This window comes from Pantoea sp. ACRSC, assembly GCF_022346785.1.
Classification (GTDB): Bacteria; Pseudomonadota; Gammaproteobacteria; order Enterobacterales; family Enterobacteriaceae; genus Pantoea; species Pantoea alvi.
Genome location: NZ_JAKRNN010000001.1, coordinates 525,915 through 541,027 on the forward strand (window position 1 = coordinate 525,915; position 15,113 = coordinate 541,027).

Sequence of the window (15,113 nt, forward strand, 5' to 3'; positions counted from 1 at the left end):
TCAGTAGCGCCGACGGGCGTTGGCGTCGCGCGCGGCGCGCGCTTCTTCAACCGAGACCACGCGGCGACCGACCGGCCAGAGCGCGATAGCGGCGATTTTAAAATTGGCGAGGCCCACCGGAATGCCGATGATGCTGATGCACTGTACGATGCCGGTAGAGATATGGGTCAGGCAGAGCCACCAGCCGAAGAAGATCAGCCAGAAGATATTGAGAAAGGTACCGCCGGTATTCAGCAGTGCGCTTTTGCTCTCCGGGCGCAGCACGTCCACGTGCACCGCCTCGTTGCCGTAAGGCACCAGCGAGAGTTTGGTGATCTCCCAGCAGGAGCGGGTCAGCGGCAGAGTGAAGATCAGGACGATACTCACCAGCGTGGCAAACAGCCAGCAAAGGGTGGTGATAAACCCGCCGAGGATAAAATTGAGAATGTTCAACACTGTGCGCATGGCGTTTTTTTCCTTTTGCTTTCCGCAAGATGTGCCGCCAAGTTTAGCCTGTTTTAAGGCTGGAGCGCCAAGAGTCTGACAGGTAAACTCCCGATATTCTTTTCCCAGGTTCGACGGTGTGGATATGGAACTCAAAGCGACATCGATGGGCAAACGGCTTGCCCAGCATCCCTATAACCGGGTTCGCCTGCTGGCGGCTGGGGTGGAAGTAAGCGGCGATCGGCACGAATACCTGATTCCTTTCAACGAGCTGCTCAGCATCAGCTGCAAGCGCGGCATGGTCTGGGGCGAGCTGGAGTTTCTGCTGCCTGACGATAAGGTGGTGCGGCTGCACGGCACCGAATGGCAGGAGACGCAGCGCTTCCATCACTATCTGCTGCAGGCCTGGCAGGCGTGGAGCGCCGAGATGAGCGCAATTTGCGCCGGGGTGTTAGGTGAACTTCAGCAGGAGATCGACCGCTTCGGCGAACAGGATCGCTGGATCAAACGCAGCGAGCTGCAGGCGCTGCGCGCCACCATCGAAAAACAGTTCGCCGCGCTGCCGCTGCCGCTGGCGCGCCTGGAGGAGTTTAGCGACTGTCGCGAGCCTTACCTGATCTGCCAGCGCTGGCTGGAGCAGGGCGACGCGGCGCTGCGTCAGCGCAACCGCGACTGGACGGCGCGCATGCTTAGCGCCCATCGCGACTTTTTTGCAACGGTGGAATCCTCGCCGCTCAACGCCTCGCAGAGCGAAGCGGTGGTCAACGGCGAAGAGTCGGTGCTGGTGCTCGCCGGGGCAGGCAGCGGTAAAACCTCGGTGCTGGTGGCGCGGGCGGGCTGGCTGCTGCGGCGCAGGCTGGCTGCGCCCGAGCAGATTCTGCTGCTGGCATTTGGTCGTCAGGCGGCGGAAGAGATGAACGATCGCATTCGGTCACGGCTGGGCGTCGCCGACATTCAGGCGCGTACTTTTCACGCGCTGGCGCTGCATATTATCCGCGAAGGCAGCAATAAGCAGCCGGCGATCAGCAAGCTGGAAAGCGACGTCGCGGCGCGTCATGCGCTGCTGATTGACATCTGGCGTCAGCAGTGCGAGGAGAAAAAAGCGCAGGCGAACGGCTGGCGTCAGTGGCTGCGCGACGAGCTGGAGTGGGAGCTGCCCGAAGGGCACTTCTGGCAGGACGATCGGCTGGCGAAACGGCTGGCGTCGCGTCTTGAACGCTGGCTGGGGCTGATGCGCATGCACGGCGGCGCGCAGGCGGCGATGATCGCCGAGGCGCCGGAAGAGGTGCGCGAGCTGTTCGGCAAGCGAGTGAAGCTAATGGCGCCGATGCTGAAAGCCTGGAAGAGCGCGCTGAAAGAGGAGGGCGCGGTCGATTTCTCCGGGCTGATCCAGCAGGCCGTGGCGATTCTGGAGAAAGGGCGTTTTATCAGCCCGTGGAAGCATATTCTGGTCGATGAGTTTCAGGATATCTCGCCGCAGCGCGCCGCCTTGCTTGCGGCGCTGCGCCAGCAGAACAAACGCGCCACGCTGTTCGCCGTAGGCGATGACTGGCAGGCGATCTATCGTTTTACCGGCGCGGAGATGTCCTTGACCACCGCCTTCCATCACTATTTCGGCGACGGCGATCGCTGCGTACTGGATACGACCTACCGCTTTAACGATCGCATCGGCGATATCGCCAACCGCTTTGTGCAGCAGAATCCGCACCAGCTGCGCAAGCCGCTCAACAGCCTGACCAAAGGTAATAAAAAAGCAGCAGGGCTGCTGCCGCAGGAGCAGCTGGAGCCGCTGCTGAATAAGCTGAGCGGGTATGTCAGGCCTGAAGAGCGGGTGCTGCTGCTGGCGCGCTACCACCATCTGCGCCCGGATGTGCTGGATAAAGCAAAAACCCGCTGGCCAAAGCTCAATCTCGACTTTATGACCATTCACGCCAGCAAAGGACAGGAGGCGGACTTCGTTATTTTGCTGGGGCTACAGGCGGGCAAAGAGGGGTTTCCCGCCGCGGCGCGTGAGTCGGTGATTGAGCAGGGACTGCTGCCGCAGCCGGAAGATTTCCCGGATGCGGAGGAGCGGCGTCTGGCCTACGTGGCGTTAACCCGCGCGCGCCAGCAGGTGTGGATGCTCTACGATCGCGAACAGCCATCGCCCTTTGTCGAGGCGTTTCGCCAGCTCGGCGTGCCGCTGCTGCGTAAAGCCTGATTAGCGCAGACGATCCTGCAGATAACGCTGATAGTCGGGGATGGCGATCTCCACCGGCTGCGCAAACAGCGGCGACTGGATAATAAAGTTGGCCGTGGCGCGGTTGGTGGCGACCGGAATGTTCCAGACGGTGGCGAGGCGCAGCAGCGCCTTAACGTCGGGATCGTGCGGCACCGCGTTAAGCGGATCCCAGAAAAAGATCAGCACGTCGATTTTGCCTTCCGCGATCAGCGCGCCCACCTGCTGATCGCCGCCCATCGGGCCGCTCAGCATCGCGTTCACATTCAGGCCGGTATGGCGATTAATCAGATTGCCGGTCGTGCCGGTGGCGTAGAGGGTATGGGGCTCAAGAATGGGCTGGTTCTGCTTTACCCAGTCGAGCAGCGAGGCCTTGCAGTGATCGTGCGCAACGAGTGCGATATGTTTGCTGAGGCCAAGCGTGCGGGTGGTCTGTTCCATAAAGGCGTCCTGGTCGAGTCACGTGCCGAGAAGATGGCACGAGTTTACCCCGCGTTTTTCCCGCCTATCAACTTGTCCTTAACAATTTAACCAGCGACATAAATTGCTGACGGGTCGCCTGATCGAAGCGATGAAACCAGCGTTTAATCGCCGGCGACTGCGCTTCATCTATCCAGACGAACTCCGCCTCGACGGGGGGACGCGTTGCCGCGCCGTCGCGCACGGCGGCGAAATGGGGCACGGAGGCGACCTGGCCGTTGCGGTTGTAGAGGATCATCGCCTTTTCCATATCGCTCTCTGCGGAAACGGGCAGGCGATCTCGCCGGATATCGATCTCTTTGCCGTGCTCGTCCACCAGCTGGAAATTGAGCGTGAGATCGAAGTGGTGGCGCTCGCGGCGGTTGTCCAGCGCGGGCAGGCGAATAGTGATGGTTTTAACCTGGGCGTTGAAGGTAACGATCATCGGCGCCGACTGATAGCGCAGCGATGCGTCTTTGTGTGCGTCGCGCAGCTGTTCGACGCGAAAGAGAAACTGATGCTGGCCGCGCTCCAGCTCAAGACTGTCGGCGCCTTTCAGCAGCGAGCCGGAAATTTTGCGCCCGTCCAGCACCAGCAGATCGATCTGCGGGTCAAGCTTTAGCGTGATGGCCTGACAGGTTGCCGAAACGAGGAGAACAGTCAACCCCGTCACGACCAGAGAGAGTTTCATGTAGACTCCAGATAGAGGGCGCAAAGTTTTGTGTGTAGCAAATTCTTACATTATGGCAGTAAATTTACATTTGAACATAAGTTTTTGTGCGCCAGTGCAAAATTCTGCTTTCTGGAGAGCGGCGCGCTAATAAGGCGACGCTACATTTAATGCTCTGAAATAAGGAGAGAAAGATGAACGATCAAACTATTCGCGACGTGCTGACGCGTACTCAGCGCATCGCACTGGTAGGCGCCAGCGATCGTCCAGACCGACCGAGCTACGGCGTGATGAAATATCTGCTGGATCAGGGATACGAGGTGATTCCGGTAAGTCCGAAACTGGCTGGCCAGACGCTATTAGGCCAGAAAGCCTACGCGACGCTGGAAGAGGTACCGGGCAAAATCGACATGGTTGATGTGTTTCGTCATTCAGAAGCGGCGTGGGGCGTTGCGCAGGAAGCGATTGCGGCGGGCGCCGATACTCTCTGGCTGCAGCTGGGGGTAATCAACGAGCAGGCCGCCGTGCTGGCGCAGGATGCGGGTCTGACCGTGATTATGGATCGCTGTCCTAAAATGGAAATTCCGCGGCTGGGCGTGACGCGACAGAAACAATAATGTCACAGGCGGCATGTGACTGCCGCCTGCGATCAGTGGCGCAGGCGCGGCGCCTGCAGCTGCTGACGAATCGATGCGGCCAGTTCGTCCATCTCCGGCTGTTCCGGATGCTCTGAACTGGTTTCACCAGAAAGCTGAATCTCAGCGATATAGGTATGAACCTGATCGCCTTCTTCATCTTCCATTACCACATGATACCAGGGCGCACGACGCAATGTTTCAGTTGCGCCCACCTCGTCCAGCTTCGGCGTATCCAGTGAATACTCGGGATCGACATCCACTATTACGCCCAGCACGCCCGAAAGGCGGTGCCGAACCTGCTGACCAATACCAAATTTAGTGGCAATCATAGTGACCTCCAGAAAAACTGCCTCCTGATCAATATGGCGTCAGAAGGCGCTTTTTCAAGTCACACCACACGACATGCAAAACCTTTAAGGTAAAGACCCTCAGGGTAGCTGGCAATAACCGGGTGATCGGCCGCCTGACGGAACTGCTCGATAAACTGCGCTTCGCGGCCCGCATCCAGCGCGGCGTCAGCGATAATCTTCTGGAACAGCTCGGTTGCCATCAGTCCCGAACAGGAGAAGGTCATCAGAATGCCGCCCGGATTAAGCAGCTGCATCGCCAGCATATTAATATCTTTATAACCGCGGCAGGCGCCCGCCAGCTGGTTTTTGTTCTCCACGAACTTGGGCGGATCCATGATGATCAGATCGAACTTCTCGCCGACGTCGCGGTAGCGGCGCAGCAGTTTGAACACGTCATCGCGTACGAATTGCGCGCGTGACAGATCCAGCTGGTTAAGCTCGACGTTCTGGCGCGCCACGTCGAGCGCCTCCTGTGAGGTGTCGACGCTGATCACTTCCCGGCAGCCGCCCATCAGGGCCGACACGGCAAATCCGCCGGTATAGGAGAAGCAGTTAAGCACGCGCGCATCCTGCGCGTAGCGGCGCGTCGCCAGACGGCTGTCGCGCTGGTCAAGGTAGTAGCCGGTTTTATGGCCGCCCTGGATATCGACCAGCAGCTTCATGCCGTGTTCGGTAATCGGCAGCAGCGGCGGCGGTATTTCGCCGGTTACCGGGCCCTGCGTCAACTCCAGCCCCTCTTTTTTACGCACCGCCACATCGGAACGGTCATAGATGGCGCACTGCGGAAAACAGTGCTGCAGCGCGGAGAGGATGGCAGGGCGCTGATATTCGGCACCGGCAGAGAGCAGCTGCAGCACCAGGAAGTTGCCGAAGCGATCGATGGTCACCCCCGGCAGCCCGTCAGATTCGCCAGCGATCAGGCGATAGCTATCGAGGCCGTCTCTCTGCGCCAGCCAGTCGCGCCACTGGCGCGCCTGTTCGAAACGGCTTATGAAGAAGGCGATATCGATTGATTCCTCCTGCTGCCAGCTCCAGACGCGGGCGCGAATTTGCGACTGCGGCGAATAGGCCGCGCGTGCGAGAAATTTGCCGTTATGGTCGCAGACATCAACGGTTTCACCCAGTTGCGCTTTACCTTCAAGGCGCGCAACGGCACCGGAAAACACCCACGGATGGCGGCGGAGCAGGGATTTTTCACGTCCCTTAGCGAGAATCAATCGAACGGTCATAGTTTGCTATGCTTACCTGAAAAAATGAGGCGCCATTGTCCGGTGGATGAGGTTAAATTGCAACGCGCAGCGGCAGGAGAGAGCGATGAGATCGGCCTGTTTTAAAATATGGGTACACGGCAGGGTGCAGGGCGTTGGGTTTCGCTACAGCACTCAGGCACAGGCGTCGCAGCTTGGCGTGCTGGGTTACGCGCATAATCTGGATGACGGCAGCGTCGAGGTGCTCGCCTGGGGTGAGCCGGACAAAGTCGATGCGCTTATCGACTGGCTGAAGGCGGGCGGGCCGCGCGGCGCGCGCGTCGATCGGGTATTAATGGAGCCGCATCAACCCGCTGAGCCGCCGCGCCGCTTCACTACGGGCTGATTAGAGACACTTCGCCGGTTTAGGCAGGCCGGCGATTTTGGTCGCCTGTTTCGCCGGGCCATCTGGAAAGAGACGGAACAGGTAGCGGCTGTTGCCTTTCTCTTCGCCATATTTTTGCGCCATCGCCTTTACCAGCATACGAATGGCGGGCGAGGTGTTGTACTCCAGATAGAAAGCGCGGACGAAACGCACCACTTCCCAGTGTGCGTCGCTCATGGCGATGCCTTCATGATGGGCGATCTGCTCTGCGAGCGCCTCGCTCCAGTCGTCGCGATGTTTCAGATAGCCCTCGCCGTCGACTTCGATGATTTTACCGTTAAATTCCACGTTTACTCCTGACTGCGTTATCCGGCGGCATTCTAGCAAATTGCGCCGTCAGAAAAAGCAAAACCCCGCCGAAGCGGGGTCAGGGAGGCGCAGGGGAGGTAGCCTGAAGCGATGGCAAGGTTGCTCTCTGTTACGGCTACCTGCTTCCGTGCGCGTTAGTCGTTGCGGGCAAAACCCAGCAGGCTCAGCAGGCTCAGGAAGATATTGTAGAGCGAGACGTAGAGGCTGACGGTGGCGCGAATATAGTTGGTCTCGCCGCCGTGAATGATATTGCTGGTTTCCCACAGGATGGCACCGGCGGAAAAGAGAATAAACAGCGCGCTAATCGCCAGGTGCAGCGCCGGCAGCTGCAGGAACAGGTTAGCGACGACCGCCACCAGCAGCACCACAAAGCCAGCCATCATCATGCCGCCGAGGAACGACATATCGCGACGGGTGGTCAGCACATAGGCCGAACAGCAGAAGAAGACCAGCGCCGTGCCGCCTAACGCCAGCGCGATTACGTCAGCCATGCCTGCGGCTAAAAACGAACTGAGGATCGGGCCGAGGCAGTAGCCAAGAAAGCCGGTAAAGGCGAAGGCCGCCAGGATGCCCATCGGGCTGTCCGCCAGCTTATGAGTAAGGAACATCAGGCCGTAGAAACCGACCAGCATTAAAATCAGTCCTGGGCCAGGCAGGCCGAGCACGGTGCTGGCGGTGGCGGTCACGGCGGAGAAGGCCAGCGTCAGGCCGAGCAGGAAATAGGTGTTACGCAGCACCTTATGGGTGCTGAGCAGCGATGTCCGTGAGGACGAGGTAATAATTCTGTCCATAATGCGCTCCTTTATCAGAACACGAGGTTTGCGCTGAGAATACGCAGCGACGTTAAAACGCGAAAGGCGTTTTACCCTTCTTTACGCGATAAATCGCTGTTTCTCTGAGCGGATTGGCGATTTCGCCAACGAATAACGCCGTTTTGGCTGTTTTTCAGGCGAATGAATTCGTACAGGCTTTACATCCTTCGGGGGGATGTTTATAGTGCGCCTCATTGCGGAGGGGTGGCCGAGCGGCTTAAGGCAGCGGTCTTGAAAACCGCCGATGGGAAACCATCCGAGAGTTCGAATCTCTCCTCCTCCGCCACTTTCCTGCTCAGGCAGGAAGCGGCAATACGGCAACGCTGTTTTGCCAGAGCAACAAGCAACACCCCGGAGGGATGGCCGAGCGGCTTAAGGCAGCGGTCTTGAAAACCGCCGATGGGAAACCATCCGAGAGTTCGAATCTCTCTTCCTCCGCCACATTAGACAGGCCAGCACAGCGTGCTGGCCTGTTGCATTTCTGCTTCCCGACCCCCCGGCGCATCGCGCTTCCCCGGCCGCTTTTGCTCTACTCTGCTATAGTCCATTCACGATTTTGCAAACATTCGGGCGCATTTCGCGGCCAGCTTAGGTTACACTGTGGACCACTATGCTCTGATCAGAGCTAATCGGTTGATAGCCAGAGTGTTTCTCTACTGAATAAATGGAATAGGCACAATGATCAAGAAACTGAGTCTTTGCGCACTGTCGGTGCTGGCCGCGCTGCCGATCGGCATGGCGGCCCAGGCGGCTGAAGGCGATATGCAGCTGCAACAGGTACTGATGTTTAGCCGCCACAACCTGCGCGCGCCGCTGGCCGATAACGGCAGCGTGCTGGAACAGTCGACGAAAAAAAGCTGGCCGCAGTGGAGCGTGCCGGGCGGACAGCTCACCACTAAAGGCGGCGTGCTGGAAGTCTACATGGGCAACTACACGCGTCAGTGGCTGGCGCAGCAGGGCCTGGTGCAGAACGGCAGCTGTCCTGACAGCAGCAATGTCTTCGTCTACGCCAACAGCCTGCAGCGTACCGTCGCGACGGCTCAGTTCTTTGTCAACGGTGCTTTCCCCGGCTGTGATATCGCCGTCACGCACCAGGACGCCATGGGCAGCATGGATCCGGTATTCAACCCGGTGATCACCGACGACAGCGAAGAGTTTAATAAGAAGGCGCTGGCGGCGATGACCGCAGAAAACGAAAAGCTGGCGCTGAAGCCTGCGCTGCAGCAGCTGGATAAAATTGTCGACTACAAATCTGCGCCCGCCTGCAACAACAAAAAACAGTGCGATTTGAGCAGCGGCGACAACGTTTTCAGCGCGGAAAACGGCAAAGAGCCAAACGTAAGCGGCCCGCTAAAGGTTGGCAACTCTCTGATGGACGCCTTCACGCTGCAATACTATGAAGGCTTCCCGCTGGAGCAGGTCGCATGGGGCCAGATCAAAACCCCTGAGCAGTGGAAAGCGCTGTCGGCGATCAAGAACGGCTATCAGGATGCGCTCTTCACCAGCCCGGAGGTGGCGCGCGAAGTCGCCGCGCCGCTGGTGGACTATATCCGCAGCCAGCTGGTCGATCAGGACAAAGCCAACGCGCCGAAAATCACCCTGATGGTGGGACACGACTCCAATATCGCTTCGCTGCTGAGCGCGCTGCAGGTTAAGCCTTATGAGCTGCCAGGCACCTGGGAAAATACCCCCATCGGCGGCCAGCTGGTGTTTGAACGCTGGCACGATGCGAAAAACAACAAAGATCTGCTGAAGCTGGAGTATGTCTATCAGACCGCCGATCAGCTGCGTGATGGCGAGGTACTGAGCCTGAAGAATCCGCCGAAGCGCGTAACGCTGCAGCTGGAAGGCTGCCCGACCGACGGCAACGGCTACTGCAGCTGGGATCAGTTCACTCAGGCGCTGAACGGTGCGCTGCAGGGCACGCCGATGGAGCCAGCCGCGCAGCCGGCTGCGGCTAACAGCGACGCCGCCGCTAAGCCGGCGGAGAGTAAACCAGCCGCCGATAAAGCCGCCGCCGACAAAGCCGCTGCGGACAAGGCGGCAGCTGACAAAGCGGCCGCAGATAAAGCGGCTGCAGAAAAAGCTGCCGCGCAGAAAGCCGCCGAGCAGAAAGCCGCTGAAGCGAAAGCCGCAGAAGAGAAGGCGAAAGTGGCCGAGGAGAAAGCGAAGGCAGAGCGCGCCGCGGCGCAAAAAGCAGCGGCAGAGAAAGCCGCCGCCGATAAAGCGGCCGCAGACAAAGCCAGCGCGTCAGTGCAGAAGCCGGTGGAATCTGCGCAGAAGAGCGACGCGAAGCAGACCGTTACGCAGTAACGCCTGCACAGATGAAAAACCTCGCCGCGGCGGGGTTTTTTTATGGACGTAGCGGGTTAGCCCGCAATCACCACCAGCTTCTGGTTGGCAAACTCTTTGATCCCCAGATCCGACAGCTCGCGGCCATAGCCGGAGCGTTTCACGCCGCCAAACGGCAGCTCGGCTGAGGTATCGCTCTGCGAGTTGATAAATACCATACCGGTTTCAATCGCCGAGGCGAGCCGACGGCCACGCGCGCTGTCCTGCGTCCAGACCGAACCGCCCAGACCATAGTGGGAGTCATTCGCCAGCGCTACCGCGGCGTTGTCGTCGCCGACGACATAAACCTGCGCCACTGGTCCAAAAAACTCTTCGTAATAGGCCGGGTTGTCTGGCCGAATATCGGTCAGGATAGTTGGCTGGAAATAGCAGCCGACGCCATCCACCGGCTTGCCACCAGTCAGCAGCGTCGCGCCGTTTCGCACCGCTTCATCGACCTGTTTCGCCAGGCGATCGCGCGCGTCTCTGGAGGAGAGCGGGCCCAGCGTGGTCTGCTCGTCCAGCGGATCGCCGAGGCGCGCCGCCTTAAGCGCCGAACTAAATTTATCGATAAAGGCGCTGGCAATCTTTTCGTGCAGAATAAAGCGCTTGGCGGCGGTACAGACCTGGCCGCAGTTGCTGAGTCGCGCCTGCGCGCCCTGACGCACCGCCTCGTCGATATCGGCATCGTCGAGCACCACAAAAACATCGTTGCCGCCCAGTTCCAGCGTCGATTTCTTCAGGTATTTGCCCGCCTGCTGCGCCACGGCGCTGCCGGCGCGCTCTGAACCGGTCAGGGCGACGCCCTGCACGCGATCGTCGGCGATCAGTTCAGCAACCTGCTCGCTGCTGATAAACAGGTTAGTCCAGGCGCCTTCCGGCGCGCCCGCTTCTCTTACCAGCTTTTCAAACACGTCGGCGCAGTGCGGCACAATATTGGCGTGTTTCGCCAGCACCGGATTGCCCAGCGCCAGGTTAGGCGCCAGCACGCGCATCAGCTGGTAGTAGGGAAAGTTCCACGGCTCGACGGCCACCAGCACGCCGATGGGATGGTACTCAACCCAGGCTTCGCCCAGTTCGCTGGGATAGGGCTGCGGCTTAAGGATCTCCGCCGCATTCTCGGCGTAATAACGCGCGATCTGCGCGCAAATTTTTACTTCTCCCCGGCTCTGACCAATCAGCTTGCCCATCTCCTTGCTGGCGATGGCGGCCAGCTCGTCAACCCGGCTCTCGATCAAATCAGCCAGCCTGCTGAGCACCTGCAGACGCGGCTCAATATCGCCTTTGCTCCACGACGAGTGGAACAGGCGATCGGCGGTTTCCAGCGCCTGGCTTACCGCAGCAGCGTCGTGAGAGGGCCAGCTTTTCAGCAGCTGATTATTGGCGGGGTTAATGCTCTGATAGGAAGACATAGATTCTCCTTGGTCAGTAAAAAAGGTGAGGCGGGAAATCCCGCCTCGTAATCAGATATTTTTGCGCTCTACCGGCGTATCGTCCCACGTCAGCACGTCGGCTTCCGTTTTGTCAAAGGCGCGAAACAGCACTTCGTCGTTACCCTGCTGACGCCAGATCTCCTCCGCCAGCTTTTCGTCATAGTTGGCCACTTCGAAAATAGCCTCTGCGATTTCCGGAGAGGTGTGGCGCAGCGTGGCCCATTCGCCTACGTGGTGGGCTTTCGCCTGATCGTTCGACATACTTTTCTCCTTAATAACACTTACCCTTTGAGTTTTACCGTCAGTCCGGCAACGTGTTCGCCCTGATAGCGGGCGATGTTCAGTTCCTCTTCCGTTGGCTGACGCGAGCCGTCGCCTCCCGCCAGAGTGGTGGCGCCGTAAGGCGTGCCGCCGCGCACCTGCGAGATATCAAACAGCTCTTTAGTGCCGTAACCAATCGGTACGATCACCATGCCGTGGTGCGCTAAAGTGGTCCAGACTGAGGTGATGGTCAGCTCCTGGCCGCCGCCGGTTCCGGTCGAGGTAAAAACGCTGGCGACCTTGCCGTGCAGCGCGCCGGAGGCCCAGAGGCCGCCGGTGCGATCCCAGAAGGTACGCATCTGACCGGACATATTGCCGAAGCGCGTCGGCGTGCCGATGAGAATGGCGTCGTACTGCGGCAATATGTCGGGCGTTGCTTCCGGCGCCGCCTGGTCAGTTTTCCCGCCTACCTCGGCGAAACGATCGGCATCCATGGTTTCCGGCACGCGACGGATGTCGACTTCCACGCCGGAGACGCGGCGCGCACCTTCGGCGACCGCGTTCGCCATGGTTTCAATATGTCCATACATTGAGTAATAAAGCACCAGAATTCTGGCCATTGCGCTCTCCTCAGCATGTGAAAACCTAAGCAGAAGTATAGAAGAGCTTTCTGGCCCTGCGGCGAGATCGCAAAATTTGCGCTTTTTCTGATGCATTGCATTCAGGCGGCGACCTGCGCACAATGGCGCCCGTTGAATCACGGAAGGTGTGTTATGTCGGAGAGTTCCCGCACGCTGGCGCTGCGCGTATCGCGCGAAGAGCTGGTGCTGATTTTGATTACGATGATCTGGGGCGGCACCTTTCTGGTGGTGCACCGCGCTATGGCCGTTTCTGGCCCTTTCTTTTTTGTCGGCCTGCGCTTCGCCACCGCCGCGCTGATCCTTGCCTGCGTCTTTCGCCGCGTGCTGGCGGGCATCACGCGCCAGGAGCTGATCGCCGGCGCCTTAATCGGGCTGTCGATCGCCGGAGGATATGGCCTGCAAACCTGGGGTATGCAGACCATCTCCAGCAGCCAGTCCGCCTTTCTCACCGCGCTCTATGTGCCGGTCGTGCCGCTGCTGCAGTGGCTGTTTCTGCGCCGGCCACCGGGGCTGATGGCGTGGTGCGGCATCCTGCTGGCGTTCCTCGGCCTGCTGCTGGTGGCGGGGCCGCAGGATGGCCGCATCAGCCTTAACCAGGGCGAAATCGCCACCTTGTTCAGCACGCTGGCGATCGCCGCCGAGATTATCCTGATTAGCCGTTTCGCCGGTCAGGTGGATGTGCGCCGCGTCACTCTGATTCAGTTAGCGGTCGCCTCGCTGTGCGCCTTTATCCTGATGGTGCCGAACGGCGAGTCGATGCCGGCGCTCAGCCCGACGCTGCTGCTGAGCGCGCTCGGTCTCGGCGCGGCCAGCGCGCTGATTCAGGTAACGATGAACTGGGCGCAGCGCAGCGTTTCGCCGACGCGCGCGACGGTTATCTACGCGGGCGAGCCGGTCTGGGCGGGCGTGGTCGGACGAATTGCCGGCGAGCGGCTGCCTGCGGCGGCTATTCTCGGCGGCGCGCTGATCGTCTGCGGCGTTATCGTCAGCGAGCTGAAGCTAAAGCGAAAAAAGGCGGCGCCGGTGGCGCCGCGCGAATAGTCACCCCTGCTGGCGCGCCGGACGCTCCGTCAGCGCCGCGCCGCGTCGGCGCAGGATGGCGTTAAGCAGGATAGCGCCGAAGGTGGCAGTGCCGATGCCCCCCAGGGTAAAGCCGCCGATCTTCAGCGAAAAATCGCCCGCGCCCAGCACCAGCGTGGTGGCGACCATAATCAGGTTGCCGTTCTGGCTGAAGTCCACATGGTTCTGAACCCAAATGCGCGCGCCCGCCACCGCGATCAGGCCGAAGACCACAATGGAGGCGCCGCCGATTACCGGCGCGGGAATGGCATGGATCAGCGCGCCGAACTTCGGCGAAAAGCCGAGGATCAGCGCGATAACCGCCGCTGCCACGAAGGCGAGGGTGGAGTAGACTTTAGTCACCGCCATAACGCCGATATTCTCCGCATAGGTGGTGACGCCGCTGCCGCCTATGGTGCCGGAGATCATGGTCGCCAGCCCGTCGCCGACAAAGGCGCGTCCCATCCAGGGATCGAGATTGCGTCCGGTCATGCCCGCGACCGCCTTCAGATGGCCGAGGTTTTCCGCCACCAGAATAATCGCCACCGGCGCGATCATCACTATCGCCTGCAGATCGAAGCTGGGCGCGGTGGTCTGCGGCATGCCAAACCAGGCAGCCTGCGCCACGCCGCTGAAGTCGACCGGTTTGCCGAAGCCCAGCACGTTGGTCAGCAGCGCGTAAATCGCCCAGGCGAGGATCAGCCCCACCAGAATCAGCAGGCGCTGTACCATGCCGGAGGTAAAGACCGCCACCAGCCCGATAGCGAGCACGGTCATCACCGCCATCCAGCTGTCAAAACCCGAGGCCGCCACGCTGTGTACCGCGATGGGCGCGAGATTAAGCCCAATCGCCATGACCACCGCGCCGGTAACCACCGGTGGCATCAGCCGCTCAATCCAGCGCGTGCCGACTTTCATAACCAGCAGGCCAATCAGCATATAGAGCGCGCCGCAGGCGATAACCCCGCCGAGCGCAACGCTCAGGTGCGGGTTAAGCCCCTGGCCGTTGAAGCCGGTCACGGCGATCACCACGCCGACAAAGGCCGCGCTGGAGCCGAGATAGCTGGGCACCCGGCCGCCGGTAATCACAAAAAAGAGCAGGGTGCCGATGCCTGATACCAGAATCGCCAGATTGGGATCCAGCCCCATCAGCAGCGGCATCAGCACGGTGGCACCGAACATCGCCACCGCATGCTGCAGACCAAGGATCGCCGTTTGTCCAAACGGCAGCGTCTCATCCGGGGCGATAAGACCGCCGTCCGATACCGCCGACTTTTTACGCCATTGAGGAAACCAGGAACTCGCCATCGTTATCTCCAGAAAGAGGGGTATCAGGCCGCGCAGGGCGGATTAGCGGGCATCCTGCCGCTGCAGCGGTAAATAGCCGCGATCGAACCAGGCCAGCCCGTGCGTTTCATCGCTAAAGGTCAGCGCCAGCACTTCGCAAAACAGCACGTCATGGGTACCAACCCGGGTAATGTTGCTGATGCGGCAGTCGAAGGAGACCAGCGCGCCGGCCAGCACCGGCGAGCCTGTCGCTGCCTTGCGCCACTGCGCCGCCTGAAAGCGCTCTTCCATCGGCGTTTTGCCGCCAAACAGGGTTGAGAGAGAGGCCTGACTGGCCGCAAGCGTGTTGACGCAGAGCTGGCGGTTAGCGTCGAAAACCGACCATACCGAGGCGGCGCGATTCAGGCAGACCAGCAGGGTCGGCGGCGTATCGGTGACGCTGCATACCGCTGAGGCTGTGAAACCTGCGCGTCCCGCCGGGCCGTCGGTGGTGATGATATTCACAGCGGCGCCCAGGCGCGCCATGCCGTCACGGAATGCCTGCTTCTCGACCAGATTGTCGTCAGGCGTCAGGGTCAGGGTACTCATAG

The 15,113-nt window shown here is 60.2% G+C and carries 17 protein-coding genes and 2 tRNA genes; 7 read left to right on the forward strand and 12 right to left on the reverse strand.

Annotation, left to right across the window (positions count from 1 at the left end):
• A complete protein-coding gene (locus tag MHZ97_RS02500) occupies window positions 1–444 on the reverse strand; it encodes a YccF domain-containing protein (RefSeq protein WP_103795395.1) in 444 nt (147 codons plus the stop codon).
• Window positions 445–568: 124 nt separating this feature from the next.
• On the opposite strand from MHZ97_RS02500, the gene helD reads away from it, so the two are divergent.
• Window positions 569–2,623 (forward strand): DNA helicase IV, encoded by a 2,055-nt coding sequence (helD, locus tag MHZ97_RS02505; protein ID WP_239312142.1) that lies wholly within the window; start codon window positions 569–571, stop codon window positions 2,621–2,623.
• On the opposite strand, the gene mgsA is transcribed toward helD, so the two are convergent.
• Window positions 2,624–3,082: a methylglyoxal synthase gene (gene mgsA / locus MHZ97_RS02510; RefSeq protein ID WP_103795396.1), complete on the reverse strand. Its 459-nt coding sequence runs from the start codon at window positions 3,080–3,082 to the stop codon at window positions 2,624–2,626.
• Between the two features lie 67 nt (window positions 3,083–3,149).
• A complete protein-coding gene (locus MHZ97_RS02515; RefSeq protein ID WP_239312139.1) occupies window positions 3,150–3,791 on the reverse strand; it encodes a DUF2057 family protein in 642 nt (213 codons plus the stop codon).
• Window positions 3,792–3,964: 173 nt separating this feature from the next.
• Between MHZ97_RS02515 and MHZ97_RS02520 the strand changes: the two genes are divergently transcribed.
• Window positions 3,965–4,387, forward strand: a complete 423-nt coding sequence (locus MHZ97_RS02520; RefSeq protein ID WP_239312136.1) for a CoA-binding protein — start codon at window positions 3,965–3,967, stop codon at window positions 4,385–4,387.
• Window positions 4,388–4,419: 32 nt separating this feature from the next.
• On the opposite strand, the gene hspQ is transcribed toward MHZ97_RS02520, so the two are convergent.
• Complete coding sequence (gene hspQ / locus MHZ97_RS02525) at window positions 4,420–4,737, reverse strand: heat shock protein HspQ (protein ID WP_033751160.1); 318 nt, start codon at window positions 4,735–4,737, stop codon at window positions 4,420–4,422.
• Window positions 4,738–4,796: 59 nt separating this feature from the next.
• Entirely contained in the window at window positions 4,797–5,987 is a 1,191-nt protein-coding gene (rlmI, locus tag MHZ97_RS02530; RefSeq protein WP_239312133.1) for a 23S rRNA (cytosine(1962)-C(5))-methyltransferase RlmI, read from the reverse strand.
• An 85-nt stretch (window positions 5,988–6,072) separates the two neighbouring features.
• Here rlmI and yccX point away from each other — a divergent pair, with 85 nt between their 5' ends.
• A complete protein-coding gene (gene yccX / locus MHZ97_RS02535; protein WP_103795400.1) occupies window positions 6,073–6,351 on the forward strand; it encodes an acylphosphatase in 279 nt (92 codons plus the stop codon).
• Here yccX and tusE read toward each other — a convergent pair whose 3' ends face one another.
• Both tusE and yccA read right to left on the reverse strand, forming a co-directional pair.
• Complete coding sequence (gene tusE, locus MHZ97_RS02540) at window positions 6,352–6,678, reverse strand: sulfurtransferase TusE (protein ID WP_239312130.1); 327 nt, start codon at window positions 6,676–6,678, stop codon at window positions 6,352–6,354.
• 155 nt (window positions 6,679–6,833) lie between these two features.
• Window positions 6,834–7,490, reverse strand: a complete 657-nt coding sequence (gene yccA, locus MHZ97_RS02545) for an FtsH protease modulator YccA (RefSeq protein WP_239312128.1) — start codon at window positions 7,488–7,490, stop codon at window positions 6,834–6,836.
• A 219-nt stretch (window positions 7,491–7,709) separates the two neighbouring features.
• On the opposite strand from yccA, the gene MHZ97_RS02550 reads away from it, so the two are divergent.
• The 3 genes from MHZ97_RS02550 to agp all read left to right on the forward strand — a co-directional run bounded on the left by MHZ97_RS02550 (window position 7,710) and on the right by agp (window position 9,824).
• Window positions 7,710–7,797 (forward strand) — tRNA-Ser (locus tag MHZ97_RS02550).
• A gap of 67 nt (window positions 7,798–7,864) precedes the next feature.
• Window positions 7,865–7,952, forward strand: a tRNA-Ser gene (locus MHZ97_RS02555).
• Window positions 7,953–8,189: 237 nt separating this feature from the next.
• Entirely contained in the window at window positions 8,190–9,824 is a 1,635-nt protein-coding gene (agp, locus tag MHZ97_RS02560; protein ID WP_239312126.1) for a bifunctional glucose-1-phosphatase/inositol phosphatase, read from the forward strand.
• Between the two features lie 56 nt (window positions 9,825–9,880).
• On the opposite strand, the gene MHZ97_RS02565 is transcribed toward agp, so the two are convergent.
• Genes MHZ97_RS02565 through wrbA form a run of 3 tightly spaced genes read right to left on the reverse strand, consistent with a single transcriptional unit; the run spans window position 9,881 to window position 12,156 of the window.
• On the reverse strand, window positions 9,881–11,254 hold the full coding sequence (locus tag MHZ97_RS02565; RefSeq protein ID WP_103795404.1) for an NAD-dependent succinate-semialdehyde dehydrogenase: 1,374 nt from the start codon (window positions 11,252–11,254) through the stop codon (window positions 9,881–9,883).
• A gap of 51 nt (window positions 11,255–11,305) precedes the next feature.
• On the reverse strand, window positions 11,306–11,536 hold the full coding sequence (locus MHZ97_RS02570) for a YccJ family protein (protein WP_033751138.1): 231 nt from the start codon (window positions 11,534–11,536) through the stop codon (window positions 11,306–11,308).
• A gap of 20 nt (window positions 11,537–11,556) precedes the next feature.
• Window positions 11,557–12,156 (reverse strand): NAD(P)H:quinone oxidoreductase, encoded by a 600-nt coding sequence (gene wrbA / locus MHZ97_RS02575; protein WP_103795405.1) that lies wholly within the window; start codon window positions 12,154–12,156, stop codon window positions 11,557–11,559.
• A 153-nt stretch (window positions 12,157–12,309) separates the two neighbouring features.
• Between wrbA and MHZ97_RS02580 the strand changes: the two genes are divergently transcribed.
• Entirely contained in the window at window positions 12,310–13,218 is a 909-nt protein-coding gene (locus MHZ97_RS02580) for a DMT family transporter (RefSeq protein WP_239312124.1), read from the forward strand.
• Here MHZ97_RS02580 and rutG read toward each other — a convergent pair whose 3' ends face one another.
• Both rutG and rutF read right to left on the reverse strand, forming a co-directional pair.
• Window positions 13,219–14,544, reverse strand: coding sequence for a pyrimidine utilization transport protein G (rutG, locus tag MHZ97_RS02585; protein ID WP_239312122.1), 1,326 nt, complete (start codon window positions 14,542–14,544; stop codon window positions 13,219–13,221). It abuts the gene before it with no gap.
• Between the two features lie 42 nt (window positions 14,545–14,586).
• Window positions 14,587–15,111 (reverse strand): NADH-dependent FMN reductase RutF, encoded by a 525-nt coding sequence (rutF, locus tag MHZ97_RS02590; protein ID WP_239312119.1) that lies wholly within the window; start codon window positions 15,109–15,111, stop codon window positions 14,587–14,589.
• Between the last annotated feature and the right edge of the window lie 2 nt (window positions 15,112–15,113).

What these genes read in the sequence shown, in the direction of transcription:
- MHZ97_RS02500 (WP_103795395.1), bottom strand. Translation starts at nt 444, where the DNA reads ATGCGCACAGTGTTGAACATTCTCAATTTTATCCTCGGCGGGTTTATC.
- helD (WP_239312142.1), top strand. Translation starts at nt 569, where the DNA reads ATGGAACTCAAAGCGACATCGATGGGCAAACGGCTTGCCCAGCATCCC.
- mgsA (WP_103795396.1), bottom strand. Translation starts at nt 3,082, where the DNA reads ATGGAACAGACCACCCGCACGCTTGGCCTCAGCAAACATATCGCACTC.
- MHZ97_RS02515 (WP_239312139.1), bottom strand. Translation starts at nt 3,791, where the DNA reads ATGAAACTCTCTCTGGTCGTGACGGGGTTGACTGTTCTCCTCGTTTCG.
- MHZ97_RS02520 (WP_239312136.1), top strand. Translation starts at nt 3,965, where the DNA reads ATGAACGATCAAACTATTCGCGACGTGCTGACGCGTACTCAGCGCATC.
- hspQ (WP_033751160.1), bottom strand. Translation starts at nt 4,737, where the DNA reads ATGATTGCCACTAAATTTGGTATTGGTCAGCAGGTTCGGCACCGCCTT.
- rlmI (WP_239312133.1), bottom strand. Translation starts at nt 5,987, where the DNA reads ATGACCGTTCGATTGATTCTCGCTAAGGGACGTGAAAAATCCCTGCTC.
- yccX (WP_103795400.1), top strand. Translation starts at nt 6,073, where the DNA reads ATGAGATCGGCCTGTTTTAAAATATGGGTACACGGCAGGGTGCAGGGC.
- yccA (WP_239312128.1), bottom strand. Translation starts at nt 7,490, where the DNA reads ATGGACAGAATTATTACCTCGTCCTCACGGACATCGCTGCTCAGCACC.
- agp (WP_239312126.1), top strand. Translation starts at nt 8,190, where the DNA reads ATGATCAAGAAACTGAGTCTTTGCGCACTGTCGGTGCTGGCCGCGCTG.
- MHZ97_RS02565 (WP_103795404.1), bottom strand. Translation starts at nt 11,254, where the DNA reads ATGTCTTCCTATCAGAGCATTAACCCCGCCAATAATCAGCTGCTGAAA.
- MHZ97_RS02570 (WP_033751138.1), bottom strand. Translation starts at nt 11,536, where the DNA reads ATGTCGAACGATCAGGCGAAAGCCCACCACGTAGGCGAATGGGCCACG.
- wrbA (WP_103795405.1), bottom strand. Translation starts at nt 12,156, where the DNA reads ATGGCCAGAATTCTGGTGCTTTATTACTCAATGTATGGACATATTGAA.
- MHZ97_RS02580 (WP_239312124.1), top strand. Translation starts at nt 12,310, where the DNA reads ATGTCGGAGAGTTCCCGCACGCTGGCGCTGCGCGTATCGCGCGAAGAG.
- rutG (WP_239312122.1), bottom strand. Translation starts at nt 14,544, where the DNA reads ATGGCGAGTTCCTGGTTTCCTCAATGGCGTAAAAAGTCGGCGGTATCG.
- rutF (WP_239312119.1), bottom strand. Translation starts at nt 15,111, where the DNA reads ATGAGTACCCTGACCCTGACGCCTGACGACAATCTGGTCGAGAAGCAG.